Source organism: Rhizobium sp. G187 (assembly GCF_051549525.1).
Lineage (GTDB): Bacteria > Pseudomonadota > Alphaproteobacteria > Rhizobiales > Rhizobiaceae > Allorhizobium.
On sequence record NZ_JBPUGM010000012.1, the window covers coordinates 1 to 24,727 of the forward strand.

Below are 24,727 nucleotides of genomic sequence, written 5' to 3' on the forward strand. Positions count from 1 at the left end.
GGCGGGGATGCGAGGGGATCGCCAATGATCCAAATGCATCCCCCGGGCGAGGGTCCCGGTCGGAATGGTGCACCATCCGGCGGGAACCTCCCGGGCCACCGGCCAGGCGGACGTGTCACGCTCGTTGTGATGCGGATGCCGGACCCTTAGCCCGGTCAATCTTTGAGGCAACTCAAAGACCGTCGCCGCCTTGCCAGAGAGACGCATGCAAGCGGGAATAGACGCCGAACGGGGCGCCGGAAGGAGCCACATTACTTACTTAGACAGGCTGCTTCTGGCGCCTCGTCCGATCCTCGGGTTTCACCCGAGACAAGCAAAGCCATCCCCGGAGGGAGTGACCCCGACCGGCGGCGAAGCTTGGTTTTTTGACAGATTGAACACCACCGCTTCCCCCTCATCCTGAGGTGCCGGGCTTGCCCGGCCTCGAAGGGCGAGGCCACGAGGCCACCCATGCGACAAGCTACGGGGCGATGCCTCAAGGCCCGCGCCATCCGCGTGCGCCCCGGCATGAGGGCGTTGCGGCAGCGGTCTCGCGACGTCGATCAGCGACCATGCGCGGCCTCGGCAGCCGACAACTCCTCCCGAGAGCCCTTACCTCTCATGCTGAGGCACTCGGAACCCCTTCTTCACTCCCGGTTGCAAAAGGGGCATGATCGTCCCAAAAAAGTCCGCCTTCCCTGCCCGGTTTAGCCCCTTGCCACCGCCTCCGGCCAACGCTTCCTTAACGGGCCTCGTGTATATTCGTTTTTCATAATAGACAGCATGGAGACCAGGGCCGAATGTCAAAACCGACTTTCCGCTTCACCCACTACGATCTCAAGGAACAGCGCGCCGGTACGATTATCGAGGTGACGCTGTCTGCCGTGAACAATGTGCGCCTGATGACGCCCACGAATTTTCAGCGCTTCAAGGAGACGCTGGATTACAAGTTCCAGGGCGGTGTGGCAAAGAAATCGCCGCTGAAGATCGTCATCCCGGAAAGCGGCCATTGGCACTTGATCGTCGACATGGAAGGCCATCACGGCCTTGCGGAATCCAAGGTGAAGATGATCGCCGCCCCGGCTGTTCAGCCGAGGCAGAAAGTATCCTGATAACCTGACCTTCACCGCCGGCGCCGGTTCGATCGCAACCGGCGGCCGTCAGCGCGGCAAGGATCGGGAAGACAGCCGTTCAGGTGACGTCAGGCCGCATTGGCGGCATCAGCACTCGACGTATCGGTTTCGTGCAGGTTTGCCGTATCCAGATCCTCTGCGAAGAACACCCGACCCCGGCCGCCCTGCTTGGAGGCGTAGAGCGAGCGATCGGCGGTCGCCATGATCGCATGGGCGGAGATGCCATTTTCCGGGGCGACCGCAATGCCAAGGCTGATGCCAACATCGACGAGCGTGCCGGATGGCAGCATGATCGGTCGCGACACCGAGGTGAGGATGGTCTGGGCGAGCAGCGCCAGCCGCGGGCGATCGCGGAACGCATCGACCAGAATGACGAATTCGTCGCCGCCGACACGCCCGACAAGACCGTACGCTCCGACAGCGCTGCGGAGGCGCTCCGCCACTGTCCGGATGACGACGTCGCCTGCGGCATGGCCGTGCTGATCGTTGACCGCCTTGAAGCGATCGAGATCGCCGGCAATCACGGCAAAGGGGGCATGGGCCAGGCGATCCGCCGCCTCGTTCAGCGCCCGATCAAAGCTCAGGCGATTGGCAAGACCGGACAGCGTATCGCGATGGGCAAGCTCGCGGTTGCGGCGTTCGCTCTCCTCGAGCCGGATCGACAACCGGCTGATATAGCGGCCGAGCACGAAGCTTGCGGTCAAAAGCAGGCCGCATAGAAGCACGACTGCCGGCACCACCACCGACCAGATGTCCGCCCCCGGTTTCTCGACGGTCCAGATGAAGCTACCCAGCATGCGGTTGCCGACATCGAAGATCTGCAGAAGGCCATCCTCGTTGATCCGGAACGCGATGCCCGGGAGCTCGAGCTGCGCGTTCAGGTCGTTGATGAACACGGCGTCAACGGGATGGGCAGAGACGAGTACCACGGGGGCCCCCGCTGGCAGCGCAACGGCACCGTCATCCGGGACGATGGCCATGGCACTCGCGATCATCGGGGTGCCATCGATCTCGACGAAACCATAGGCCGCAATCTCATGGATACGAGCGGCCTGAACCGGTCGCTGGCTGAAGCCGCCGGTGATTGCGATACGGTTGGTATTGTGGCGGGCAATGGCCAGATCAACCAGCTGCATCAGGCCCTCGTCCTTGCTGAGCACCCGTTCGGCGAAGTCCACATCATCGCGCCAGGCGGTCATCAACAGGCGCCCGCCGGGGCCGACAAGAAAGCTGCGCTCATGGCCAAAGTCGTGCCAAAGCGATTCGACGAACTCATCCTCGATGTAGGACTGGCGAAAATCCAGGACGATGCGCTCGACGGACCGATCCCAGCGGGCAAGGCCGAGCTGATCGCGCGCCATCAGGCTCTGCCGGTCGCGGATCGCATTGTCGACGAGCACGAGCTGCTTGTCGAAGGCGAGTTCATCCGCCTTGTGCGAGGCAATGGAGCCGACAAAGAACAGGGACAGCGCCGACAGGCCAATGAGCACCAGCGCGAAGGCCCTGACCAGAAACGGCAGGCTGAAGCGTGGCCGCTCCCCTGCTTCGTTCGGCATTTCCCATGTGCGCATCCGCTCCGGCATTCGGCAGTCCCTCAGTGAATTCCGCCGGGAGACTAGGATATTCGGCTTAAAAGCAGCTTAAGCTGAAAAAGCGATAGCTGAACTGGTGGCAGATTTAGCCGCCGCCACGCTCGCGCCTGAGCTTGGACCACCAGTCGAGACGCTTCTTGATCTCGCGCTCGAAACCGCGCTCCGGCGGATCGTAAAATTGCTGGCGACCCATTTTTTCCGGAAAATAATTCTGGCCGGAGAAGGCATCCGGCTGGTCGTGATCGTAGAGATAGCCCTCGTTGTAGCCTTCCGCCTTCATCAGCTTGGTCGGGGCGTTCAGGATGTGTTTGGGCGGCAGAAGCGAGCCGTGTTCCTTGGCCGCGCGCATCGCCGCCTTGTAGGCCATGTAGACGCCGTTCGACTTCGGTGCGGTGGCGAGATAGACGCAAGCCTGGGCGAGCGCCAATTCACCCTCCGGCGAACCGAGATAGTCATAGGCATCCTTGGCCGCATTGCAGACAACCAGCGCCTGCGGATCGGCCAGGCCGATATCCTCGACCGCCATGCGCACGAGTCGGCGGCCGAGATAAAGCGGGTCCTCGCCGGCATCGAACATGCGGCAAAGATAATAGAGGGCGGCGTCGGGATCCGAGCCGCGCACCGCCTTGTGCAGCGCCGAGATCAGATTGTAGTGGCCGTCCTGGCCCTTGTCGTAGACGGGTGCACGGCGCTGGACGATTTTGCCGAGGCCCTCGGTGTCGAAGACTTCGCCTTCGCGGGCGGCGCGCCAGACTTCTTCGGCGAGCGTCAGCGAGGCACGGCCATCGCCATCGGCCATGCGGATCAGGGTTGCGCGCGCATCGGCATCCAGCGGCAAAGGTTTGGCTTCGGTTTCCTCGGCACGCTTCAGCAGCGTTTCGATGCTCTCGGCATCATGGCTCTTGAAGGTGAGTACCCGCGCCCGCGACAAAAGAGCGGCGTTGAGTTCGAAGCTCGGGTTCTCGGTCGTCGCCCCCACCAGGATGACGGTGCCGTCCTCCATGACGGGCAAAAAGCTGTCCTGCTGAGCGCGGTTGAAGCGGTGGATCTCGTCGACGAAGAGCAGGGTCTGGCGGCCGTCCATGCGGCGAAGGCGGGCCGCTTCGAAAACCTTCTTCAGGTCGGCGACGCCGGAAAAGATCGCCGAGATCTGCTCGAAGGCGAGGCCGGCCTCGCCCGAAAGAAGCCGGGCGACCGTGGTCTTACCCGTGCCCGGCGGCCCCCAGAAGATCATCGAGCCCAGCGAGCCTGCCGCAATCATCCGGGCAAGCACGCCGTCCTCGCCGGTCAGATGCTCCTGACCGGTGACTTCAGACAGATTTTTCGGCCGCAGGCGGTCGGCGAGTGGCCGACGCTCGGCCATTTCTTTCGACATCTGCGGCGCGAAGAGGTCACTCATCGGAAGATCTGCCGGATGCGCTGACCATCGCGTTCGATCTCGACACGCCAGAAGCCGGGATCGCTGTCGGCAAGCTTCATCACATCATCGACCGCGTTGATGTTGACGCCATTGACCGAAACAAGGATGTCCTTCGGCGCAAAGCCGAGGCGGGCGGCGGGAGAGCCCCGCACGACTTCGGTGATGACAACGCCGGTCGCCTCGGTGGGCAGGCGCAGTTCATAGGCGACGCGCGGCGACAGATTGGCAATGCGCGTGCCGGCGAACGGGCTGCGCCCCTCGACCAGCTGGATGTCACGGGGCCGGGTTTCGGGAGCGGCGGCCAGCGTCAGGTCGAGCACCTCTTCGCGGCCGCTTTCCTCCACCGTCAGCTGAGCGGTTTTGCCAAGACCCGTCGTGGTCAGGCGGTAGCCGAGCGCGTCGGGATGCTCGACCGGGATGCCGTTCACGGCAGTGACCACCTGCCCTGCCTTCAGGCCGGCCTTCGCCGCAGGACCATCTTCGGCGATATTCATCACCAGCGCGCCACGCACGGTTTTAAGGCCCAGCGCTTCCGCGACATCCGAGGTGACGGGCTCGAAGCTGGCCCCGATATAGGGCCGCTCAAAGCTCTGTTCACCGCGGTCGGCCGCATCGAGGAAGACACGGACGAGATTGCCGGGAATGGCAAAGCCAACGCCATTGGAGCCGCCGCCCTTGGAAAAGATCGCCGTGTTGATGCCGATCAGTTGGCCCTTCATGTCGACCAGCGCACCACCCGAATTGCCGGGATTGATCGCGGCATCGGTCTGGATGAAGAAGCCGAAATCGCCTTCCGTTACCTGGTTGCGGGCAAGTGCGGATACGATGCCTGACGTGACCGTCTGGCCAACACCGAAGGGATTGCCGATGGCGAGAACAAGATCGCCGACCTCGGTCTGATCGGAATTGCCGATCGGCAGCGTCGGCATTTTTTCATCGGTCTCGAACTTCAGAACGGCGAGATCGAGCCGGTCGTCCTTCAGCAGAACCTTGACCGGAAATTCGCGTCCGTCGGCAAGCGCGACCTTGATATCGTCAGCGCCGTCGATGACGTGATTGTTGGTGACGACAATGCCGTTTTCCTCAACGATCACGCCCGAGCCGAGCGAGGACTGCTTTTCCGTGCGGTTCGGCATACGCTGGCCGAAGAACTGCTCAAGAAAGGGATCGCCGGCGAAGAGATTGGTCCGGCGCTCGACCAGGCGTTCGGCATAGACGTTGACCACGGCACCCCGCGCCTGCTTGACGAGCGGGGCAAAGGAGAGCTGCATCTCGAGCTGGCTCTGCGGCACGGCCTTATCCTGCGCAAGAACGGGCGCAGAAAGCGGCACCATCAAGGCGGCGATCACGGCAATCGGTGTTAGACGGTCGAAGCGCGGCATGCAAAGATCCTTCATGCGATATGGACGTTCTAGACCCGGTTCCTGCTCCGGCAAATAGGCAGAAGCAAGGACGACTGATCGCAGATGGGGATAACGTTTGCCCGGCTCAAGCCCTGACGGTTTCGATGATGCGCGCCATCAGCCCATGCAGTTCGTCGCGGTAGCCTGTGCGGGCAGAAGGGGCCGCCTCGTTGGAGGTCATGGCGACGGTCAGACCGAGGCCCGGGGTGATGTAGAGCATCTGGCCGCCATAGCCCCAGGCATATTTCACCTGCTCGCCGGCCATCTCTTTCAGGAACCAGGCATAGCCATAGCCATCGCCGTTGAAGACGGAATTGGTGCGGCGGATCCAGCTTTCGCGGATCCAGGCCTCCGATATGAGCCGCGTGCCGCCCTTGGTCACGCCGCCCCGCCGGTAAAGTTCGCCGAAGGCATGCAGCGAGCGCGGCGTCATCGCCATCTGGTTTCCGCCGAGATAGTAGCCCTGCGGGTCGCGATCCCAGGAACCGATACGAAAACCCTCCAGCGGGCCGAGCCACTCCCGCGCCAAAACCAGCGTCGGCTTGCCCCCGACCTTGGTGAGAATGACGGACAGGAGATGGGTCGACGCGGTCGAATAGAGCATGTCGCCGCCCGGCTCGTCGACGAAGTCGGCGGCGAGCGCAAAACGCGTCCAGTTGCGGCTCGCAACCCATCGGCCGTAATTCGGGCCGGACATGCGGTCGAGGCCGGACTGCATCGAGAGCAGATGGCCGATGGTGATCTGCGACAGGCGCGGATCGGGATTGGCGGGAAACTCCGAGCGCAGCACGGTTTCGATGCGCTGGTCGACGCCGTCGAGCAGGCCTTTGTCGATGGCGATGCCGACCAGTGCGGAGACAACGCATTTCGAGGCGGATTTGATGTTGGTGGACCCGGTGAGCGAATTGTTGCCATAGGCGCGCTCGCCGAGCGTCTCGCCGTTGCGGGTGACGATGACGGTTTCCAGCGTTTCCAGCCTGCGGGCTTCTTCGAGCCGCGTCGCGATACGCGGGCGGATCGCATCGAGATTGGCGGGCTTCGGCGGCGCCACAGGCTGAGCCGATTGCGCAAGTTGCGCAAGGGCGCGGGAGGCGGAGACGACTGGCAGGGTGGCTATCGCGGCGAGGATGGTTCTTCGGTTCATGCTGCTGAAGGTAGGGAGTACTGCGACCAATGACAGGATTTTTTGCGGATTGTCACCGTATCGTGAGGATCGAGCGAAGATCTGGCATGCACGCGCGGCATGGAACGATCCGGCGGGCGCGCACGTTGCCTTGGCGAGTGCAACAAGCGAGGTCCCGATGTCCGATACCCATGCAGCCGCCACACGCGCCCTGATTTTCGCGCTACTGGTCGGCCCTGTGCTGGCTGGCGCGCTTCCCGCCCACGCCGCGAGCTTCGATTGTCAGAAAGCCGATCTCGCTGCCGATGAGACTGCCATCTGTCAGACACTGTCGCTGAACGACATGGACGTGAAGATGGTCACGACCTTCGACCTGCTGTCCGGCCTGCTTGCCATGGGCGCGCGGGGCGAATTGCAGGATCAGCAGATCGAGTGGCTGACCAAGCGCGGCGAATGCAAGGGCGACGTCGCCTGCCTCACCGCCGCCTACACGGCACGGATGGCGCAGCTGGCTGCGGTGTATGAGGGTGTTCAGCGGCCGAAGTGACGGGTGGTTGGATTCTCATCAGAAATATAGGCATTCGCCTATTTTCCTATTTATCTAAATTTTAGGATCTCGAATTCACAACCCCTTGAAGGCCTCTGTATCGGCCTCGCCTCCCCATTCCGAAAACGTTATGAACGCTTCGACAGAAGCGGGCTGCGGCTGCTCGTGCTCGGCCGAAGAACTCTCCGCCCCCTCCCCCAACCACGCGACGAAAGCCCTGACTGCCGGTCGTTTCGCCGCCGCTGGGGCGACCGTGGCAAAATAAGCGGTACCGAGGTCCAAGGCTCCATCGGGCCAGGACTTCAGGCTGCCGTCGGCGACGAGGGTGTCGGTGATCGAGCGCCAGCCGAGCATCAGGCCGCGGCCGTCCAGCGCTGCCTGGACGGCCTGGACGTAGTTGTCGAAGATGTGGGAGGGGCCGCGCGATTTGGGCAGGTCGCGGCGAGCGAGATAGTCGGTCCAGCCTTCCCAGTGGCGCGCCTCGACGGTGCGAACATGAATGAGGGGCGCGGCGTCGAGCCCCTCGCCTTTTGCCAGCAGGCTTTCGACCAGAGCGGGGCGGCCGACGGGGCAGACGATCTCGTCGAAGAGGCGGAGCGTCGTGCCATCCGTCCAGGTGCCGCGGCCGTAACGCAACACGAGATCGGTGCCGGGCCACATCTGCGGCAGGTCGGTGGGCGGGACCTGGACATTGACGACATAGCCGGGATGGCGGGCGTAAAAGTCGCTGAGGCGAGGCATCAGCCAGTGAGTGGCCAGCCCCATGGTGCAGGCGACCGTCAGTCGCTGGTCCTCGAGGCCGGTGCTGGTGCGAATTTCCTCGATGGTGTCGGCGATCAGGTCGAGTCCATCTCGGGTGGCGCGGGCGAGTTGCTGGCCGGGTTCGGTGAGCCTGGCGGGCCGGGTCGTGCGGTCGATCAGGACGGCGCCGACATGGTCTTCCAGCGCCTTCAGCGCTTGCGTCACGGCAGGCTGGGTGACGTTCAGGGCGGCGGCTGCCTCGCGCATCGAGCCCAGCCGGGCGACGGCCTCGAATGTGGTCAGCAGACGCAGGGGCGGCAGACGGCTCAACTTAACCTCCAGCTTAACTCAGCATAAGCATAATCGCTCTGGCCTCGCCTGCAAAGTCGGATGATGATCGTCAAAACCGATCCGCTTATTCATCGTCCCAGCTTAAGGAAATTCGCTGTGAATATGCATGTTGCTACAGGCGCCGTGACCCTGGCCGAAAAAGGGCTGCACCTGCCGCTTGCCGAGGGCGGACAGGCCTATTTCAATTACTACTGGCTGCGCGACAATTGCCCCTCCTCCTTCGACAGTGCGACGCGGGAGCGTAGCTTCGACATCTTTCATCTGTCTTCGGCCCCGCGCGCCGCCAGCGCCGAAATCGAGGACGGGACGCTTGTCATCCGCTGGGCGGGCGAAAACCATGTGTCGCGCTTTCCGCTGTCGCTGCTTGCACTCTACACCGAGGGCAAACATCGGCCCGATCCCGCCGACCTGCCGCGCAAGGCCTGGTTCAGCGACCACTATCCCGACATTCCGCGCTTCTCGCAGCCGGAGCTGATGCGCGACCCGAAGATGGTGGCAAAATGGCTGGAAGCGATGATCGTCGAAGGGCTGACCATCGTGACCGACATGCCCGACAGCAACGAAGGCCTGACCGAGACCGTGAAGCTGATGGGCCATGTGCGGCCGACCTTCTTCGGCGAATATTTCGACGTGAAGACGCATATCAACCCGACGAACACTGCCTATACGGCGAAGGCCTTGGAACTGCATACCGACACGCCCGCGGAGGAGCATGCACCGGGCATCCAGTTCCTGCATTGCCGGGCCAATACCGTCGAGGGCGGCATGAGCATCTATTCGGACGGCGTGGCTGTCGCCAATGCCTTCCGGGAGATCGATCCGGAGGGGTTCAGGCTGCTGTCGGAAATCGACATTCCCTTCTTCTGCGAGCATGACACCTATGACATGCGCTCGCGGCAGCGGGTCATCGAACTCGACAAACATGGCGAGGTCTCCGGGCTGACGATCAGCCAGCATATGGCGGATCTCTTCGACCTGCCGCAGACCGTGCTCGACGATTACTACCCCGCCTTCTGCCGCTTCGGCAAAATGCTGCAGGACGACAAGTTCATGATGCGCTTCCTGATGAAGGCGGGCGAATGCATGGTGTTCGACAACCACCGCATCGTGCATGGGCGCATGGCCTATTCGGCGACCAGCGGCGACCGCTATCTGCGCGGCTGCTATGCCGATCGTGAGGAGATGCGCTCGACCTACCGCGCGCTGACGACGGAAGGACGGTTCAAGGCATGAATATCGCGGCTTCCGGAAACGACATGCTCGATGATGCAGCACTGACCACGCTGCGTCAGGATCTGGCGGCGGCCTTCAGGCTTTGCCATCGCTTCGGTTGGAGCGAGTCGGTCGGCAACCATTTCAGTGCGGCGGTTTCCGCCAATGGGCGGAAATTCCTGCTCAATCCGCGCTGGCAGCATTTTGCCACGATCAAGGCGAGCGATCTTTTGCTGCTCGATGCCGACGATCCTGACGTGATGGACCGGCCGAATGCGCCGGATCCGTCGGCCTGGACCGTGCATGGCACGCTGCACCGGATGCTGCCGGAGGCGCGCGTCATCCTGCACTGCCACTCGCCTTATGCGGTGGCGCTCTCCTGCCTCAAGGACCCGACGCTTCTGCCTCTCGACAACAACACGGCGCGCTTCTTCGGGCGGATTGGCTATGACCTCGACTTCGGCGGAATTGCGGACGCAGCCGAGGAAGGCGAGCGGCTGGCGGAGATGATCCGCGGCAAGGCGGTGCTGGTCATGGGCAATCACGGCGTCTCGGTTGCCGGTGAAACGGTGGCCGATGCTTTTGAAGATCTCTATTTCTTCGAGAAGGCGGCGCAGACGATGGTGCTGGCGCTTTCGACCGGCAAGCCGCTGGCGGTGTTGTCGGACGAGATCGCGCAAGGCACGTCGGATGGCTGGATTCCCTATCGCGGCATGGCGGAGAAGCATTTTGCTTATTTGAAGTCGTGCCTGGACAAGGAAGATTCGAGTTACCGGGATTGAGATCCAGACGGCGGTGCATGCCTCCCTATCGTTTGCTTTCGTGACGGATGGTCGACACGCCTTGCGCGAACACCACGCCGCCCATATCTGTTTCGGGTCACGAAAACGGATGGAGGAGCAGCATCAATGAAGGCCGAACGGATCAAGGTGGCACTGGCACAGGTGCTGCCCGGTGTGGATATCGGGGCGCTCTTCGCTCAGGCGGCGGCGGAAGGTGCTGACGTCATCGTCTTTCCGGAAATGTTCTCGAATGGATATGGCCGGTATGATCCGACACCGTCCGCTCGTGCGGCCTGGATCGATGCGGCTGAATCGGTCGACGGCGGCTTTGTCGAACGGTTTCGCCAGGCGGCGCAGCGCAATCATATCGCTGCTGTCGCGACCCTGTTGGAGCGGGGTGAGGAAAAACCGTTCAACACCGCCCTTCTCATCGACCGGCAGGGCCAGACGGTGCTGCAACAGCGCAAGCGGCACATCTGCTTCTTCGGCAACCCCGAAGATGCCTGCGCAGCCGGGGAGCGGTCCGACGTGGCCGAACTCGCCACCGCGCATGGCTCGGTCACAGTGGGGCTGATGATCTGCATGGACCGGGAGTTTCCGGATGTGGCCACGGACCTGATGCGCGCGGGCGCCGAGATCATTCTGGTTCCCAACAGTTGCGCGCTGGTCGACGATCCCGAGATCGGGGATGTGCGTCTGGCGGGGATCCGTGCCACGGCCTTCCAAAGCGTGACCTGCATGGCGGTGGCCAATTATCCCGCACCCAAGGATGACGGGCATTCTGTGGCTGTGGACGAATTGGGCAAAATCGTCGCCATGGGGACGCCAGAGGCCGGTCTGGTGTTCGCCGAGTTCGATCTTGCAAGGGTGCGTGCGACTCAGACGCAGGAGTGGTTCCGGCGGAAGCGCTGAACGCACCTCCGGATGCGCGGATCAGCCACGCCCATCCGGATATTCGGCCGGACCCTTGATCTCGATCGTGTTGCCGAAGGGGTCCTTCACGTAGAAGGAATGGCCGATGCCACGGGCGCCGCCGTGCAGGGCTTCGCGGTTGATCGCAACGTTATGGCTTGCGAGATGCGCCCGCAGTTCGTCGTGGTCAAAGGGGCCGGTTGCGATGCAGACATGGTCGACATTGCGGCCGCCGGCGACGGGCGGGGCAGCCTTCAGGCCACCCGGATGGGTGATGTCCCAGAGCACGATCAGGGCTGCGCCGCACCAGACCTGTTCCATGCCGAGTGCGGGATAGGTGTAGCCGGGGCGGCAGCCGAGAACATCGTGATAGAAGCGGATCGCCTTTTCCATGTCATCGACGATGAAGACGACGTGGTCGATGCCGACGAGGCTGAAGGGCACGGTCATGACGGCTCCAGATGTGCGGGACATTCAGGCTGAGGCGACCGTTTGAGCCGGTTGACCGCCATTCTTGCGGTCACAACTGCCTCAAAGGCAGAGAGAGACAGGAGGCGGGCAACCGCCTCCCGGTGTTTGGTTTCGTCTTATTCCGGCAGCTGGCGCACGGCGCCCTTGTCGGCAGATGTCGCGAAGGCGGCATAGGCCTTGAGCGCCGTGGTAACATTGCGCTTGCGCGGCTGAGCGGGCTTCCAGCCGGCGGCGTCCTGCTCGGCGCGGCGGCGTTCCAGTTCGGCGGGATCGACCACCAGGCTGATCGTGCGGTTCGGAATGTCGATCGCGATGGTGTCGCCATCGCGCACCAGTCCGATCGTGCCACCCTGCGCTGCTTCCGGGGAGACATGGCCGATGGAGAGGCCTGATGTGCCGCCGGAGAAGCGGCCGTCGGTGATCAGTGCGCAGGCCTTGCCGAGGCCCTTCGACTTCAGATAGCTCGTCGGATAGAGCATTTCCTGCATGCCGGGGCCGCCCTTCGGGCCTTCGTAGCGGATGACGACGACGTCGCCCGCGACAACTTCGTTCGACAACACCGCCTTTACTGCAGCGTCCTGGCTTTCATAGACCTTGGCGGGACCAGTGAACTTCAGGATGGATTCATCGACGCCTGCGGTCTTCACGATGCAACCGTCGAGCGCGATATTGCCCTTGAGAACGGCCAGACCGCCATCCTTGGAGAACGGATGTTCGACCGAGCGGATGACGCCGGTTTCGCCATCGGTGTCGAGATCATCCCAGCGCGAGGACTGCGAGAAGGCCTGGGTCGTGCGAACACCGCCGGGCGCGGCCTTGAAGAAGTCGCGCACGGTTTCCGAGTTCGTGCGGGTGATATCCCAGCGATCGATGGCGTGGCCCAGTGTTTCGGCATGGACCGTCGGGCAATCACGATTGATCAGGCCGCCGCGATCAAGTTCACCGAGGATGCGCATGATGCCGCCGGCGCGGTGCACATCTTCCATGTGCACGTCGCTTTTCGCCGGCGCGACCTTGGAGAGGCAGGGCACCTTGCGCGACAGGCGATCGATATCGTCCATGGTGAAATCGATTTCGCCTTCATGGGCGGCAGCGAGGATATGCAGAACCGTATTGGTCGAGCCGCCCATGGCGATGTCCAGCGCCATCGCATTTTCGAAGGCTTCCTTCGAGGCAACATTGCGCGGCAGGACGCTCTCGTCGTTCTGCTCATAGTAGCGGCGGGTGATATCGACGATCAGGTGACCGGCCTCGACGAAGAGGCGCTTGCGGTCGGAATGGGTGGCGAGCGTCGAGCCATTGCCGGGCAGCGACAAACCCAGCGCTTCGGTCAGGCAGTTCATCGAGTTTGCGGTAAACATGCCGGAGCATGAACCGCAGGTCGGACAGGCTGCCTTTTCGATTGCGGACACGTCCTCGTCGGACATCTTCTCGTCTGCGGCGGCAACCATGGCATCGACCAGATCGAGCGCGACGGTACGGCCCTTCAGCACGACCTTGCCGGCTTCCATCGGACCACCGGAGACGAAGACGGTCGGGATGTTGAGGCGCAACGAGGCCATCAGCATGCCGGGGGTGATCTTGTCGCAGTTGGAGATGCAGACCATGGCATCAGCGCAGTGCGCGTTGACCATGTATTCGACCGAGTCGGCGATGATTTCACGCGACGGCAGCGAATAGAGCATGCCGTCATGCCCCATGGCGATGCCGTCATCGACGGCGATCGTGTTGAATTCCTTGGCCACACCGCCGGCAGCTTCGATTTCGCGGGCAACGAGCTGACCGAGATCCTTCAGGTGCACGTGACCGGGCACGAACTGGGTGAAGGAATTGACCACGGCGATGATCGGCTTGCCGAAATCACCATCGGTCATGCCGGTTGCGCGCCACAGGCCGCGGGCGCCGGCCATGTTACGGCCGTGGGTGGATGTTCTCGAACGATAAGCTGGCATGGGTGTCACCTCGGGCAGATTGCGGTCCGCTTGAAACGCGCCAAAAGCGCCTTCGCGCGTGACCTTTTTAACATGGATCTAAGCCATGCGCAGAGCCCTGTCACTAGCAGGGGCGAGCGAAACGGTACGCCAGCCCCTTCCCTCACCTGCACCGGGTCGAATTTTCGTCATCCCGTTAAGCCACGGATAAGTCCCGGCCCTTACGATTCGGAAGAAGGAGACCACCATGGCAAGACAACAGGACCGGTCGAAGGGGAAAGCAAATATGCGGCACCCGCGCAGTGTGCCGGTGCGCGCCTTGCCGCGCGAGGGACAGGGGAGCCGGAACCGGGCGACGGCGGCGATTGCCGTCGGATTTGCGGTCATCCTTGCCGCAACGGCTTCCGAACACGGCCAGTCCGGTGCGGATCGTCCCCTGAACACGATTGATGCGGCGACGATTACCAGTTCGATCGACCCATCACCGGAACCGGTCAAAGCGCGCTTCTCGACATGTTCGAGCGGCAAACGGACCAATTGCGTCGTGGATGGCGATACCTTCTGGTATCTCGGCGAGAAATACCGGATCTCCGACATCAATACGCCGGAGATTTCCCAGCCGGCTTGCGAACGCGAAAGGCAACTCGGAAAAGACGCCCAGCAGGCCCTGCTGCACGAGTTGAACTCCGGCGGGGTGACACTTGTCCGGGCCGAACGACGTGACGTCGATCGCTACGGTCGCAAGCTCCGTGTCGTGATGCGCGAGGGGCGCTCCGTGGGTGACGGGTTGATTGCGGGCGGGCTTGCGCATCGGTGGGAAGGCCACAAGCTGAGCTGGTGCGAGACGACGCCTGTCGCCGGATAGAGGCGTTTCTTACAGCCCGATCGTCGAAAGACGCTACACGATATTGTGCCCTTTGCCCTTCTTTTCTCGTGGGTGAAACTCTGTTCTCCTGTCGGCCGTCTCCTAAATCATACCGCATGTCAGATCATTCGAAGAGGCTCGCCCATGCCCGTCTATCATCCGCCCAAGATCGCCTCCAGTGAGATCACGTCGAAGTCCCTCTATCTGGGGCGTCGCGACTTCATCGCGGCCTCCGGCGGGGCGCTGGCAGCCGCCGCCTTCTCGTCTTCTGCCTTTGCAGCCCCGCTGAAGGCCGCCCCGAGCGCCTACAAGGTGGATGACAAGCTGACCTCGAAAGAGGATGTGACCAGCTACAACAATTTCTATGAGTTCGGCACGGGTAAGGAAGACCCGTCGCGCAATGCGGGCTCGCTGAAAACACGGCCCTGGACAATCGAGATCGGCGGCCTCGTCGCCAAGCCGCAGGTGATCGACATCGAGACGATCATGAAAGACATCACCATGGAAGAGCGCGTCTACCGGATGCGCTGCGTCGAGGCCTGGTCGATGGTAATCCCCTGGATCGGCTTCCCGCTCTCGGCACTTCTCGACAAGGTCGAACCGCTCGGCTCGGCGAAATACGTGGCCTTCGAGACGCTGGTGCGCCCCGAGGAAATGCAGGGACAGGCGGGCATCTTCCAGGCGCTGGAATGGCCCTATGTCGAAGGTCTTCGTCTCGACGAGGCCCGCCATCCGCTGACGATCCTTGCAACAGGTCTTTATGGCGAAACGCTGCCGAACCAGAACGGCGCGCCGATCCGCCTCGTCGTGCCGTGGAAATACGGCTTCAAGGGGATCAAATCGATCGTCAAGATCACGCTCACCGAAGAGCAGCCGCCATCGACCTGGAACGTGCTGCAGCCGTCGGAATACGGCTTCTATGCCAACGTTAACCCGGCTGTCGATCATCCCCGCTGGAGCCAGGCCACAGAACGGCGCATTGGCGAAGCGGAAGGCCTGTTCGGCGGCGCGCGACTCGATACGCTGCCGTTCAACGGCTATGCCGACGAGGTGGCGAGCCTCTATGACGGCATGGACCTGACGAAGTTCTACTGATGAGCACGCTCAGCCTTCCCTCACTTCCAGCTCGCTATCGACCGGCCTCGATCTGGGTTTTGTATCTCGTCGGCCTCCTGCCGGGGCTCTACGCCTTCTATCTCGGGATTTTCGGCGGTCTTGGGGCTGATCCGGTGCGGGCCTTTGAACACCTCCTGGGTCTCTGGGCTTTGCGGTTTCTCTGTCTCGGACTGGCCGTTACGCCTCTGCGCGATCTGTTCGGCATCAACCTCATCGCCTATCGGCGGGCGCTCGGCCTTCTGGCCTTCTACTACGTGCTGGCGCATTTCGCCGTTTACCTCACGCTCGACCGGGGCATGGTGATGTCGTCCATTATCGGCGACGTGGCGAAGCGCCCCTACATCATGCTGGGTATGGCCGGGTTGCTGATGCTGATCCCGCTTGCACTGACATCGAACCGGTGGTCGATCCGCAGGCTCGGCCAGACTTGGAACAAGTTGCACAAGCTCGCCTACCCCATCCTTTTGGTCGCCGTCCTCCACTATGCGTTGTCTCTGAAGGTGGTGACGGCGGAGCCCGCCTTCTACATCGGCGTCGTCATTCTCCTGCTCGGCTACCGGCTTCTCAGGCCGAAACTGATGGAACATCGCCGGCGCGGGAGGACCGCTGCTCGCGCCTGATCGGATGCCGCTGAGTGCCGACCGGAACTAATTTTCACCAACCGGTCAATTTTGGGCAGAAAAGCGGCATGACAACAACTTAGCCCCCAATCAATAGGGGCCAACATTCAACTGCCATTAAGGACTGCTCCCCTAGGTTACAGCCATGACCGCGAGGAGACCGGCCCCACACATGACTGCGACCGCCACTGCCGAAGTTCCCAAACGGATCATCCGGAGCGCCAAGCGCGGCGCACCGGCTAAAGTTGTTTCGGACGCAGACACCCCCAAGATCAAGACGACCAACATCCTCCTCATCGAGGACTCGATGGCCGTTGCCAATCTGATCGTCACCCGCCTGGAAGAGGTCTGCACCGCAAAGGTCTTCCACTGCCAGACCCTGGCCGAGGCGCGAAAGGTGTTCCTCACCGAACATTTCGCCTTTGCCATCACCGGCCTCGATCTGCCGGATGCCAAGGGCGAAGAGATCCTCGGCGCGCTTGATGAAGCCGAGATCGCCGCAATCGTCTACACCGCGAAACATGATTCCCATGCGCAGTCCCGCTACGCCGAGATGCAGTTGCTCGACTATTGCGTAAAGGACGAAAGCGATTCCGTCGGACGCCTGGTCCAGACCGCTGCCCGGGTGCTCGGCAATGCCGATATCAAGGTTCTGGTGGTGGACGACCAGCGCAGTGCGCGCCAAAGCCTGGTGGAGCTGCTATCCCGGCACAATTTCGATGTCATGGAGGCCCGTTCCGGTGCCGAAGCGCTGACCATGCTTGGCGTGCAGAAGGATGTCGAACTGCTGATCACCGACTACAACATGCCGGACATGGACGGCTACGAACTCGTCCAGCAGATCCGCCACAGCGCCGCCTATACCCAATTGCGGATCATCGGCGTGACATCGTCGACCGATCGCCGCGTCAGTTCGCTTTTCCTCAAGGCGGGAGCCAACGACTTCATCTATCGACCGCTCCTGCCCGAGGAGTTTCAGTGCCGAATAGACAGCAATGTCGATACCATCAAGCAGATCAAACGTTTGCGCTACCATGCCGAGCGTGACCAGCTGACCAATCTGCCGAACCGCCGCTATTTCTTCGAGGTGGTTGCCCGACTGATGCGCGAAGATCAGGCGCAGGGCCTGCAGAGCGCGGTCGCCCTTCTCGACATCGACTTCTTCAAAAAGGTGAACGACACCTATGGTCACGAGGCCGGCGACGACACGCTGCGCTGCGTGGCAGCTTCGCTGCAGAAGACCGTGACGCGTACGCCGCATATGGCCGCCCGCCTTGGCGGCGAAGAATTCGCCGTCTATCTGCGTGGCCTGCACGAGCAGAGCGCCCATGACTTCTGCGAGCAAATCCGCAAGGCAATCGAGGCGGTAAAAATCGAGCTGCGCAATGGCACGGTCATTTCCGTCACCACGTCGATCGGGCTTGCCGATATTCAGGCAAACGAGCCCGTCGACAACCAGCTGCACGCCGCCGACCAGCTCCTCTATATGGCGAAAGCTGCCGGCCGAAACCGGACCTTCTCGGAAATGTCGCTGATGGCGTGAGGGGGGCAAGCCTCCCTCCGTCCATCTTGCCGGTCAGTGCGGGATATAGATCTTCTCGCGGATATGTTTCAGCGACGCGACGATGGTGAAGGTCATGATCACCAGCATCGTCCAGGAACTCCACTTTCCCAGATGCACAGTCGACCAGGCGCCGATCTGGTTGGGATAGTGCCAGACGGCAAAGAAGGTGGAGATGTTCTCCGCCAGCCAGATGAAAAAGCCGATGAGGATGAAAGCGAGGATCAGCGGCATCCTGCGATCCCGATCGAAGGGCCGGAAAATCACGGTCGCCCGCGCATAAAGACCGATTGCAAGTGCGGCGAGATACCATCTGTAGTCACCAATATAATGGTGGGTAAAGAAATTGGCATAAATCGCTGCGGCCACCAGGATCGCCATCCAGTATGGGGGATGGTGACGGATCCTCAAATCAAAGAGTCGCCAGGCCTGGATGATATAGCTGCCGACGGCGGCATACATGAAGCCGGAAAAAAGCGGCACGCCCAGCAGCTTTGTATAGGCGAAATCCGGATAGGACCAAGACTGGATCGAACCGGAGGTCTTGAAGACCTCCAGGGCGAAACCGACAACATGGAACAGGCAGATGGCCTTCAACTCGTCGAACGTCTCGAGTTTGGCCCAGACCATCCAGATCTGGATGGCAAGCGCAATCACAAGCAGCAGGTCGTAGCGCGGCAGACCGTAGAGACCGCCGCGCGGCACGAGAAAGATCGACAGGAAAAACAGCCCGGCAAACAGGCAGGCCCGCGCCTCCTTGATGCCGAAGAGCAGGAACTCCGCTCCGAAACGGGGAAATCCGCTCAGATCCGGCGCGGCCGGCGGCGTAATCAGGAGCCTGTCGATGGTTTCGAGGGTCCGCGGCAGTTGCCCAATGGGCCATGTGGTCATCTGTTGAGTTCCTGGAGTGCCTTGCGATTCCGGCATTGGCAGATACAGAGAGGCAATCGGCAAGATCAAGGCAAGTGACGACATGCAAGAGGCAAAAACATCAGGGGCTTTCACGTCTGACGTGCATGGAAGCCGGGAACGATTGGTAAGGCTCGGCGCGGCCGGTGTGGTGATCGTCGCTGGCGCGACGCTTCGGCTGACCGGATATGAGGCTGGACTGCCCTATAGCCTGGTCAAATATGGCGGCTCCCTGCTTTGGGGCGTCATGGTCTATCTGCTTGTGTCCGCTGTCCTCATTGCTCGACCAAGGACGCAACTGGCCCTGTCGGTGATGATCGCGATTCTTGCCGAACTCTTCCGCCTCTATCACACGCCTTGGCTCGATGCCTTCCGCCTGACGCTTGCCGGCGCGCTGCTCTTGGGTCGCATCTTCTCGGTATGGAACATTATCGCCTATATCGGGGGTATTCTTCTGGTTGCGGCCGCCGACCGCTGGCTTTCCCTGAGACGGGCTGCATAAATTTCTTTTGCCATGCCTGTCGAAATCGGTTGTGGTCGCTCGTTGTGGAGGCAGGATCGCAAAAGCGACCTTATCAACAAGAGGAGTAGGCACATGCGCGTAGCGGTTTTGGTGAAGGCGACGGAAGACAGTGAACAAGGCATCATGCCGACTGCCGAAGCGTTCGAGGAAATGGGGAAATTCAACGAAGAGCTGGTCCAGGCCGGGATCATGCTGTCCGGCACGGGTTTGAAACCGTCCAAGGTCGGCAAGCGGGTGGCCTTTGATGGGGCAGACCGCCGCGTCATTGACGGACCTTTCGCAGAAACACGCGAACTGGTCGCCGGTTTCTGGATCTGGGAGGTGAAGAACATGGATGAGGCATTGGCCTGGGTCAAACGTTGCCCGAACCCCATGCCCGGGCCAAGCGAGATCGAAATCCGCCCCTTCTATGAGATGGAGGATTTCGCAGAGGTCGCGAGCCCGGACGGTCACGCGAGCCATGACCGCGCCGCTGAAGGACTTGCATCGCGTCACAACGGAACGGTCTGAGACAGAGCTGTTCTTGACCGGCTTTGGCAAATGATCGCAGTCCAGCGCATGAGGCGAAGACAGATGGACAGCTCAGCCATTGGCGTGCGTGACGGACAGGAGACGGCGACCAGAGAGATCGAAACCCTGTTTCGCATCGAAAGGGCCCGGCTGATCGCCGGGCTCGCCCGATATCTGGGCGACATCAGCCTCGCGGAAGATCTGGCGCAAGAGGCGTTGGTGGAAGCACTTGCGCGTTGGCCCGAACACGGCATCCCGCCCAATCCCGGAGCCTGGTTGATGACGACCGCCAAACGGAAAGCCATCGACAACTGGCGGCGGCGCCGGATGATGGAACGCCGGCAGCCGACATTGCAGCATGAGATCGAAACCGGGAGCATGGGCGACTTCGCTATGCAGCAAGCGGTTCTCGAAGCGTCACTCGATGACGAGATCGGCGACGAGCGTCTCTCGCTGATGTTCATCGCCTGCCATCCGCTGCTGAGCCGGGATCAGCAGGTCGCCCTCACCCTCAAGGTTGTTGGCGGGCTCGAAACCGGCGAAATCGCCCGCGCGTTTCTGACGCGTGAAACCACCGTGGCGCAGCGGATCGTCCGGGCGAAGAAGATTTTGCGCGAGGCGGGAGTAGCCTTCGAAGTCCCCGATGGGGCTGACCGCGACCGCAGGCTGGCGACGGTGCTGGAGGTTGTCTACCTCATCTTCACCGAGGGCTACGCTGCCAGCGCCGGTGACGACCTGATCCGACCGCAACTCTGCCAGGAAGCCATGCGGCTCGGCCGCATACTCACCGGTCTCGCCCCGATGGAGGCGGAGGTGCACGGACTGCTGTCTCTGATGGAGCTTCAGGCCTCGCGGCTTCCCGCCCGTGTCGGCCCCGACGGTGAGGCGATGACGCTCGAACAGCAGAAAAGAAGGCTTTGGGATCGGCTCCTGATCCAGCGCGGGCTTTCTGGCCTCGACACGATCTCGAAGCTTGGTGGCGATGACGGTGTTTATGCCCTGCAGGCGCAGTTGGCAGCGGTCCATGCCCGGGCTGCCCATTTCACGGACACGAACTGGGGGCTGATCGCCAGCCTTTACGATCGGCTCCTCGAGCAGGTCGCCTCGCCCGTCATCGCGCTCAACCGGGCCGTCGCGCATGCCATGGCGTTCGGTCCAGAAGTCGGCCTCATGCTTCTCGCCGCTTTGGAAGACGAGCCCTCCATGGCAGCTTATGCACCCTATCATGCGGCTCGGGGAGACTTTCTCTTCCGCCTCAGGCAGTTGGAGAAAGCCAAGCAGGCATTCGAGCAGGCAGTGGTGCTGAGCGGCAATGCGACCGAGCGGCGTTTCCTGCTTCGCCGGGCTGAAGACTGCCGGGTTACCCCATAAGGTTGAACGCAAACACCCGGCCCTGAAGGCCGGGTGTCTGGTGATTTCTTTGAAATCAGAACTGCTTCTTGAACAGCACCCGATCGACCGAGAAGTAACCGCCGCCAAAGGCCGCGAAAAGGAAGGCACCGCCTGTCCAGAAGAGCGAAGCGAGTTCGGCCTTGCTCTGCACCAGATGCAGGAATGTGTGGCCACCATCGGCAAGGCGTGCGGCAGCCTGTGGCGTGAAGAAATCACTTCCCGCCTTCAGCGCATCGATGCCGGCTTGCGTGAGAAATGCATCGCCATATGGATTTGCCAGATGGAAGTAGATGGTAATTGCGAGCATAACGCCATTTGCCAGTGCAGCCGGCCGGGTGAAGAGGCCCAGCGCAATCAGCAGACCGCCGAAGACCTGCATGATCGCCAGTGTTGGCGACCAGAGCCAACCGGGATAGAAGCCAAGCTTTTCGACGAAGCCGACCTGCGCAAGGGGCGCCATGATCTTCGGCCAGCCTTCGACGACCAGCATGCCACCGACGGCGAGTCGAAAGATGCTCCACGCCATCGGTTGCGCGACCCGGTCGTAAAAACCGGACAGTGGTGGGATAATAAGATGCGACTTGTCGTTATTGAAAATGGATGCGTCAACCATTTGGAAACCTCACTAACATCGTTAATCCGATGCCAAGAGATTACCGCCCCCACCGTGCAGGCACTTGATGCACATCAACAAATTGCTGCGAAGCCGAAGCTGCCGTTCAACTGTTTGTGATCGCTTGACGTCCACATGATGGAATTGGCTGCAGGCAATGAAACTGACAAACATCCACCTTGCCGGTGGCAGACTGACATTCGTCTACACGTCCTCAGGCTTCTACCCCGCCAACATGCGGCTTTGCCTTACCAGGATTTGAAGGCGGCATTCTCCGGGTAGAAACAGACATCGCGGTTGATCCCGTCATCCTCTCTGTTCAACAAGCCCACCATTACACAACAAAAAAGCCGGGTGATCGCTCACCCGGCTTTTTTCATCCTTCCCTTGCGGGAGGAAACTTACGCAGCTTCAGCTTCGGCTTCAGCGGCAACGCGAGCCTTGTCGGCTGCGCCCTTGGCATCGACGTCGCGCTCAACGAACTCGATGACAGCCATGGCAGCATTGTCGCCCTGGCGGAAACCGGCCTTCATGATGCGCAGGTAGCCGCCGTTGCGGGTGGCGTAACGCGATGCGATGGCGTCGAACAGCTTGGCAACGACAGCAACGTCGCGGATCTGCGAGATCGCCTGACGGCGAGCATGCAGGTCGCCGCGCTTGCCGAGGGTGACGAGCTTTTCGACGATCGGGCGAATTTCCTTCGCCTTCGGCAGGGTGGTGACGATCTGCTCATGCAGGATGAGCGAAGCCGCCATGTTGGCGAACATCGCCTTACGGTGGCTGGCGGTACGGTTCAGCTTGCGGCCGGCTTTCTGGTGGCGCATGGCTATTCTCCTTTAAGTGCAGGCTCTGTCCCAGAGGCTGCCGTTTCCTGACACATACGGGCATTCACCCGCAGTTTGACGGGGAAAGGCAGATTTAGAGGCTGCCTTCACTGTTATTAATACTGGTCTTCGTAACGCTTCGCGAGATCTTCGATGTTCTCAGGCGGCCATGCCGGTACTTCCATACCGAGGTGCAGGCCCATGGAAGCGAGAACTTCCTTGATTTCGTTCAGCGACTTGCGGCCGAAGTTCGGCGTGCGCAGCATTTCTGCTTCGGTCTTCTGGATCAGATCGCCGATGTACACGATGTTGTCGTTCTTCAGGCAGTTTGCCGAGCGGACAGACAATTCGAGTTCGTCGACCTTCTTCAGGAGCGCCGGGTTGAAGGCCAGTTCGGTGACCGACTCTTCTTCGACTTCCTTCTGCGGCTCGTCGAAATTGACGAAGACGCCGAGCTGGTCCTGCAGGATGCGAGCGGCGAAAGCGACTGCATCTTCACCGGTGACAGAGCCATCGGTTTCGATGGTCATCAGCAGCTTGTCATAGTCAAGAACCTGCCCTTCGCGGGTGTTCTCAACCTTGTAAGATACCTTCTTCACCGGCGAGTAGAGGCTGTCGACCGGGATGAGACCGATCGGAGCATCTTCTGCGCGGTTGCGCTCAGCCGGAACGTAACCCTTGCCGTTGTTGACCGTGAACTCCATACGGATCTCTGCGCCCTCGTCGAGCGTGCAGATCACGTGGTCGGGGTTCAGGATCTCGATGTCGCCAACAGTCTGAATGTCACCGGCGGTGACAACGCCCGGACCCTGCTTGCGAACGACCATGCGCTTGGCATCGTCGCCGTCCATCTTGATGGCGATTTCCTTGATGTTCAGGACGATGTCGGTGACATCTTCACGAACGCCGGGGATCGACGAGAACTCGTGCAGAACGCCGTCGATCTGGACAGCCGTAACAGCTGCACCGCGAAGCGACGACAGAAGGACGCGACGCAGAGCGTTACCGAGCGTCAGGCCAAAGCCCCGCTCGAGCGGCTCAGCGACGAGGGTCGCCTTCGTGCGGCCGGAGGAGGAGAACTCCACCTTGTTCGGCTTGATCAGTTCCTGCCAATTCTTCTGAATCATGATTTTACCTTCCGCCCGCCGTCACCATTCAATCGTGACGGCCGAATGTGAGAAGCACCGGGAGGATGCATTCAGCATCCCACCGGCAAAACGAAGAATGATTAGACGCGACGCTTCTTGCGCGGACGGCAGCCATTGTGCGGGATCGGGGTCACGTCGCGGATGGACGTGATCATGAAGCCGGCAGCCTGAAGGGCGCGCAGAGCAGATTCACGACCCGAACCCGGACCGCAGACTTCAACTTCCAGCGACTTCATGCCGTGTTCCTGAGCCTTCTTGGCGCAGTCTTCAGCAGCGATCTGAGCCGCGAACGGGGTCGACTTACGCGAACCCTTGAAGCCCTTGGCACCAGCGGACGACCAGGCAATAGCATTGCCCTGTGCGTCGGTGATGGTGATCATCGTGTTGTTGAAGGTCGAGTTGACGTGAGCAACGCCCGACGAGATATTTTTGCGTTCGCGACGGCGGACGCGTGTGGCTTCCTTGGCCATGGTCTTCCTTTCAGTTGATCTAAGCACCGCCGTAATGCCAGCGGCTACACCAATCGAGGCAACGGAATTTAGGCAGCCCGCAACAGGAAACCCTGCCGCCGACTGCCTAATTCAAACTTCCTCGAAAAATTACTTCTTCTTACCAGCGATCGCCTTCGCCGGACCCTTGCGGGTGCGGGCGTTGGTGTGCGTGCGCTGACCGCGGACCGGCAGACCGCGACGGTGGCGCAGGCCACGGTAGCAGCCGAGGTCCATCAGACGCTTGATGTTCATCGAAGTGTCGCGACGCAGGTCGCCTTCGACCTGGTAGTCGCGGTCGATGGTTTCGCGGATTGACAGGATTTCAGCGTCGGTCAACTGGTGAACGCGCTTTTCAGCCGGAAGACCGACCTTTTCCATGATTTCCGATGCGAACTTCGGGCCGATCCCGTGAATATAGGTCAGCGCAATGATAACGCGCTTCGCAGTCGGGATGTTGACGCCAGCGATACGTGCCACGCCTATTCTCCTTGCTTCCAGTTGCCATCCGGCAAGTGGTGTCTCGTTACACGGCCCAGATGAGCCGCAATTACAAATCGG

General features: G+C 61.4%; 25 protein-coding genes. 12 read left to right on the forward strand and 13 right to left on the reverse strand.

The features are described from left to right. Positions 1-779 precede the first annotated feature (779 nt). Positions 780-1,091 carry a DUF1883 domain-containing protein gene (locus tag ACSV9I_RS21535; protein WP_054158135.1) on the forward strand — a complete coding sequence of 104 codons (312 nt, stop codon included), beginning with the start codon at positions 780-782 and terminating at the stop codon, positions 1,089-1,091. An 89-nt stretch (positions 1,092-1,180) separates the two neighbouring features. Here ACSV9I_RS21535 and ACSV9I_RS21540 read toward each other — a convergent pair whose 3' ends face one another. The 4 genes from ACSV9I_RS21540 to ACSV9I_RS21555 all read right to left on the reverse strand — a co-directional run bounded on the left by ACSV9I_RS21540 (position 1,181) and on the right by ACSV9I_RS21555 (position 6,671). Continuing rightward, on the reverse strand, positions 1,181-2,695 hold the full coding sequence (locus tag ACSV9I_RS21540) for a diguanylate cyclase domain-containing protein (RefSeq protein ID WP_438330788.1): 1,515 nt from the start codon (positions 2,693-2,695) through the stop codon (positions 1,181-1,183). Between the two features lie 94 nt (positions 2,696-2,789). Beyond that, on the reverse strand, positions 2,790-4,103 hold the full coding sequence (locus ACSV9I_RS21545) for a replication-associated recombination protein A (RefSeq protein WP_054158133.1): 1,314 nt from the start codon (positions 4,101-4,103) through the stop codon (positions 2,790-2,792). Next, positions 4,100-5,458: a DegQ family serine endoprotease gene (locus tag ACSV9I_RS21550; RefSeq protein ID WP_438330808.1), complete on the reverse strand. Its 1,359-nt coding sequence runs from the start codon at positions 5,456-5,458 to the stop codon at positions 4,100-4,102. The genes ACSV9I_RS21545 and ACSV9I_RS21550 overlap by 4 nt, the downstream gene beginning before the upstream one ends. Before the next feature lie 154 nt (positions 5,459-5,612). Next, complete coding sequence (locus ACSV9I_RS21555) at positions 5,613-6,671, reverse strand: serine hydrolase domain-containing protein (protein WP_438330789.1); 1,059 nt, start codon at positions 6,669-6,671, stop codon at positions 5,613-5,615. A gap of 157 nt (positions 6,672-6,828) precedes the next feature. Here ACSV9I_RS21555 and ACSV9I_RS21560 point away from each other — a divergent pair, with 157 nt between their 5' ends. Beyond that, the gene (locus tag ACSV9I_RS21560; protein WP_438330790.1) at positions 6,829-7,197 is read left to right on the forward strand and encodes a lysozyme inhibitor LprI family protein; all 369 of its coding nucleotides are present in this window, start codon (positions 6,829-6,831) and stop codon (positions 7,195-7,197) included. Between the two features lie 75 nt (positions 7,198-7,272). Here the strand turns inward: ACSV9I_RS21560 and ACSV9I_RS21565 are convergent, their stop codons facing one another. Then, positions 7,273-8,268 (reverse strand): LysR substrate-binding domain-containing protein, encoded by a 996-nt coding sequence (locus tag ACSV9I_RS21565; RefSeq protein ID WP_438330791.1) that lies wholly within the window; start codon positions 8,266-8,268, stop codon positions 7,273-7,275. Between the two features lie 123 nt (positions 8,269-8,391). Between ACSV9I_RS21565 and ACSV9I_RS21570 the strand changes: the two genes are divergently transcribed. From ACSV9I_RS21570 to ACSV9I_RS21580, 3 genes are all read left to right on the forward strand, one after another. Beyond that, the gene (locus tag ACSV9I_RS21570) at positions 8,392-9,522 is read left to right on the forward strand and encodes a TauD/TfdA family dioxygenase (protein WP_438330809.1); all 1,131 of its coding nucleotides are present in this window, start codon (positions 8,392-8,394) and stop codon (positions 9,520-9,522) included. After that, positions 9,519-10,283 carry a class II aldolase/adducin family protein gene (locus ACSV9I_RS21575; protein ID WP_438330792.1) on the forward strand — a complete coding sequence of 255 codons (765 nt, stop codon included), beginning with the start codon at positions 9,519-9,521 and terminating at the stop codon, positions 10,281-10,283. Before ACSV9I_RS21570 ends, ACSV9I_RS21575 begins: the two co-directional genes overlap by 4 nt. A 126-nt stretch (positions 10,284-10,409) precedes the next feature. Continuing rightward, the gene (locus ACSV9I_RS21580; protein ID WP_438330793.1) at positions 10,410-11,195 is read left to right on the forward strand and encodes a carbon-nitrogen hydrolase family protein; all 786 of its coding nucleotides are present in this window, start codon (positions 10,410-10,412) and stop codon (positions 11,193-11,195) included. A gap of 21 nt (positions 11,196-11,216) precedes the next feature. Here the strand turns inward: ACSV9I_RS21580 and ACSV9I_RS21585 are convergent, their stop codons facing one another. Both ACSV9I_RS21585 and ilvD read right to left on the reverse strand, forming a co-directional pair. Beyond that, positions 11,217-11,645 carry a VOC family protein gene (locus ACSV9I_RS21585; RefSeq protein WP_438330794.1) on the reverse strand — a complete coding sequence of 143 codons (429 nt, stop codon included), beginning with the start codon at positions 11,643-11,645 and terminating at the stop codon, positions 11,217-11,219. Positions 11,646-11,782: 137 nt separating this feature from the next. Continuing rightward, positions 11,783-13,618 (reverse strand): dihydroxy-acid dehydratase, encoded by a 1,836-nt coding sequence (gene ilvD, locus ACSV9I_RS21590; RefSeq protein WP_438330795.1) that lies wholly within the window; start codon positions 13,616-13,618, stop codon positions 11,783-11,785. 226 nt (positions 13,619-13,844) lie between these two features. On the opposite strand from ilvD, the gene ACSV9I_RS21595 reads away from it, so the two are divergent. From ACSV9I_RS21595 to ACSV9I_RS21610, 4 genes are all read left to right on the forward strand, one after another. Next, the gene (locus tag ACSV9I_RS21595; protein ID WP_438330796.1) at positions 13,845-14,462 is read left to right on the forward strand and encodes a thermonuclease family protein; all 618 of its coding nucleotides are present in this window, start codon (positions 13,845-13,847) and stop codon (positions 14,460-14,462) included. A gap of 144 nt (positions 14,463-14,606) precedes the next feature. Then, the gene (msrP, locus tag ACSV9I_RS21600; protein ID WP_438330797.1) at positions 14,607-15,557 is read left to right on the forward strand and encodes a protein-methionine-sulfoxide reductase catalytic subunit MsrP; all 951 of its coding nucleotides are present in this window, start codon (positions 14,607-14,609) and stop codon (positions 15,555-15,557) included. Continuing rightward, entirely contained in the window at positions 15,554-16,198 is a 645-nt protein-coding gene (msrQ, locus tag ACSV9I_RS21605; RefSeq protein WP_438330810.1) for a protein-methionine-sulfoxide reductase heme-binding subunit MsrQ, read from the forward strand. The genes msrP and msrQ overlap by 4 nt, the downstream gene beginning before the upstream one ends. Before the next feature lie 172 nt (positions 16,199-16,370). Further along, a complete protein-coding gene (locus tag ACSV9I_RS21610) occupies positions 16,371-17,741 on the forward strand; it encodes a GGDEF domain-containing response regulator (RefSeq protein ID WP_438330798.1) in 1,371 nt (456 codons plus the stop codon). A 33-nt stretch (positions 17,742-17,774) separates the two neighbouring features. On the opposite strand, the gene ACSV9I_RS21615 is transcribed toward ACSV9I_RS21610, so the two are convergent. Further along, positions 17,775-18,650, reverse strand: coding sequence for a DUF817 domain-containing protein (locus ACSV9I_RS21615; protein ID WP_438330799.1), 876 nt, complete (start codon positions 18,648-18,650; stop codon positions 17,775-17,777). A gap of 82 nt (positions 18,651-18,732) precedes the next feature. Here ACSV9I_RS21615 and ACSV9I_RS21620 point away from each other — a divergent pair, with 82 nt between their 5' ends. From ACSV9I_RS21620 to ACSV9I_RS21630, 3 genes are all read left to right on the forward strand, one after another. Then, a complete protein-coding gene (locus ACSV9I_RS21620; protein ID WP_438330800.1) occupies positions 18,733-19,170 on the forward strand; it encodes a DUF2809 domain-containing protein in 438 nt (145 codons plus the stop codon). Positions 19,171-19,263: 93 nt separating this feature from the next. Beyond that, the gene (locus ACSV9I_RS21625; RefSeq protein ID WP_438330801.1) at positions 19,264-19,701 is read left to right on the forward strand and encodes a YciI family protein; all 438 of its coding nucleotides are present in this window, start codon (positions 19,264-19,266) and stop codon (positions 19,699-19,701) included. Positions 19,702-19,764: 63 nt separating this feature from the next. Further along, on the forward strand, positions 19,765-21,072 hold the full coding sequence (locus tag ACSV9I_RS21630) for an RNA polymerase sigma factor (protein WP_438330802.1): 1,308 nt from the start codon (positions 19,765-19,767) through the stop codon (positions 21,070-21,072). A gap of 55 nt (positions 21,073-21,127) precedes the next feature. Here the strand turns inward: ACSV9I_RS21630 and ACSV9I_RS21635 are convergent, their stop codons facing one another. The 5 genes from ACSV9I_RS21635 to rpsM form a co-directional block, all read right to left on the reverse strand. After that, on the reverse strand, positions 21,128-21,706 hold the full coding sequence (locus ACSV9I_RS21635) for a DoxX family protein (protein ID WP_438330803.1): 579 nt from the start codon (positions 21,704-21,706) through the stop codon (positions 21,128-21,130). Between the two features lie 401 nt (positions 21,707-22,107). Next, positions 22,108-22,530 carry a 50S ribosomal protein L17 gene (rplQ, locus tag ACSV9I_RS21640; protein WP_054158119.1) on the reverse strand — a complete coding sequence of 141 codons (423 nt, stop codon included), beginning with the start codon at positions 22,528-22,530 and terminating at the stop codon, positions 22,108-22,110. 116 nt (positions 22,531-22,646) lie between these two features. Next, a complete protein-coding gene (locus ACSV9I_RS21645) occupies positions 22,647-23,657 on the reverse strand; it encodes a DNA-directed RNA polymerase subunit alpha (RefSeq protein WP_054158118.1) in 1,011 nt (336 codons plus the stop codon). Positions 23,658-23,758: 101 nt separating this feature from the next. Then, on the reverse strand, positions 23,759-24,148 hold the full coding sequence (gene rpsK, locus ACSV9I_RS21650) for a 30S ribosomal protein S11 (RefSeq protein WP_015915761.1): 390 nt from the start codon (positions 24,146-24,148) through the stop codon (positions 23,759-23,761). A 129-nt stretch (positions 24,149-24,277) separates the two neighbouring features. Further along, positions 24,278-24,646, reverse strand: coding sequence for a 30S ribosomal protein S13 (rpsM, locus tag ACSV9I_RS21655; protein ID WP_054158117.1), 369 nt, complete (start codon positions 24,644-24,646; stop codon positions 24,278-24,280). Positions 24,647-24,727: the final 81 nt, after the last annotated feature.

What these genes read in the sequence shown, in the direction of transcription:
- ACSV9I_RS21535 (WP_054158135.1), top strand. Translation starts at nt 780, where the DNA reads ATGTCAAAACCGACTTTCCGCTTCACCCACTACGATCTCAAGGAACAG.
- ACSV9I_RS21540 (WP_438330788.1), bottom strand. Translation starts at nt 2,695, where the DNA reads ATGCCGGAGCGGATGCGCACATGGGAAATGCCGAACGAAGCAGGGGAG.
- ACSV9I_RS21545 (WP_054158133.1), bottom strand. Translation starts at nt 4,103, where the DNA reads ATGAGTGACCTCTTCGCGCCGCAGATGTCGAAAGAAATGGCCGAGCGT.
- ACSV9I_RS21550 (WP_438330808.1), bottom strand. Translation starts at nt 5,458, where the DNA reads ATGGTGCCGCTTTCTGCGCCCGTTCTTGCGCAGGATAAGGCCGTGCCG.
- ACSV9I_RS21555 (WP_438330789.1), bottom strand. Translation starts at nt 6,671, where the DNA reads ATGAACCGAAGAACCATCCTCGCCGCGATAGCCACCCTGCCAGTCGTC.
- ACSV9I_RS21560 (WP_438330790.1), top strand. Translation starts at nt 6,829, where the DNA reads ATGTCCGATACCCATGCAGCCGCCACACGCGCCCTGATTTTCGCGCTA.
- ACSV9I_RS21570 (WP_438330809.1), top strand. Translation starts at nt 8,392, where the DNA reads ATGCATGTTGCTACAGGCGCCGTGACCCTGGCCGAAAAAGGGCTGCAC.
- ACSV9I_RS21575 (WP_438330792.1), top strand. Translation starts at nt 9,519, where the DNA reads ATGAATATCGCGGCTTCCGGAAACGACATGCTCGATGATGCAGCACTG.
- ACSV9I_RS21580 (WP_438330793.1), top strand. Translation starts at nt 10,410, where the DNA reads ATGAAGGCCGAACGGATCAAGGTGGCACTGGCACAGGTGCTGCCCGGT.
- ACSV9I_RS21585 (WP_438330794.1), bottom strand. Translation starts at nt 11,645, where the DNA reads ATGACCGTGCCCTTCAGCCTCGTCGGCATCGACCACGTCGTCTTCATC.
- ilvD (WP_438330795.1), bottom strand. Translation starts at nt 13,618, where the DNA reads ATGCCAGCTTATCGTTCGAGAACATCCACCCACGGCCGTAACATGGCC.
- ACSV9I_RS21595 (WP_438330796.1), top strand. Translation starts at nt 13,845, where the DNA reads ATGGCAAGACAACAGGACCGGTCGAAGGGGAAAGCAAATATGCGGCAC.
- msrP (WP_438330797.1), top strand. Translation starts at nt 14,607, where the DNA reads ATGCCCGTCTATCATCCGCCCAAGATCGCCTCCAGTGAGATCACGTCG.
- ACSV9I_RS21610 (WP_438330798.1), top strand. Translation starts at nt 16,371, where the DNA reads ATGACTGCGACCGCCACTGCCGAAGTTCCCAAACGGATCATCCGGAGC.
- ACSV9I_RS21615 (WP_438330799.1), bottom strand. Translation starts at nt 18,650, where the DNA reads ATGACCACATGGCCCATTGGGCAACTGCCGCGGACCCTCGAAACCATC.
- ACSV9I_RS21620 (WP_438330800.1), top strand. Translation starts at nt 18,733, where the DNA reads ATGCAAGAGGCAAAAACATCAGGGGCTTTCACGTCTGACGTGCATGGA.
- ACSV9I_RS21625 (WP_438330801.1), top strand. Translation starts at nt 19,264, where the DNA reads ATGCGCGTAGCGGTTTTGGTGAAGGCGACGGAAGACAGTGAACAAGGC.
- ACSV9I_RS21630 (WP_438330802.1), top strand. Translation starts at nt 19,765, where the DNA reads ATGGACAGCTCAGCCATTGGCGTGCGTGACGGACAGGAGACGGCGACC.
- ACSV9I_RS21635 (WP_438330803.1), bottom strand. Translation starts at nt 21,706, where the DNA reads ATGGTTGACGCATCCATTTTCAATAACGACAAGTCGCATCTTATTATC.
- rplQ (WP_054158119.1), bottom strand. Translation starts at nt 22,530, where the DNA reads ATGCGCCACCAGAAAGCCGGCCGCAAGCTGAACCGTACCGCCAGCCAC.
- ACSV9I_RS21645 (WP_054158118.1), bottom strand. Translation starts at nt 23,657, where the DNA reads ATGATTCAGAAGAATTGGCAGGAACTGATCAAGCCGAACAAGGTGGAG.
- rpsK (WP_015915761.1), bottom strand. Translation starts at nt 24,148, where the DNA reads ATGGCCAAGGAAGCCACACGCGTCCGCCGTCGCGAACGCAAAAATATC.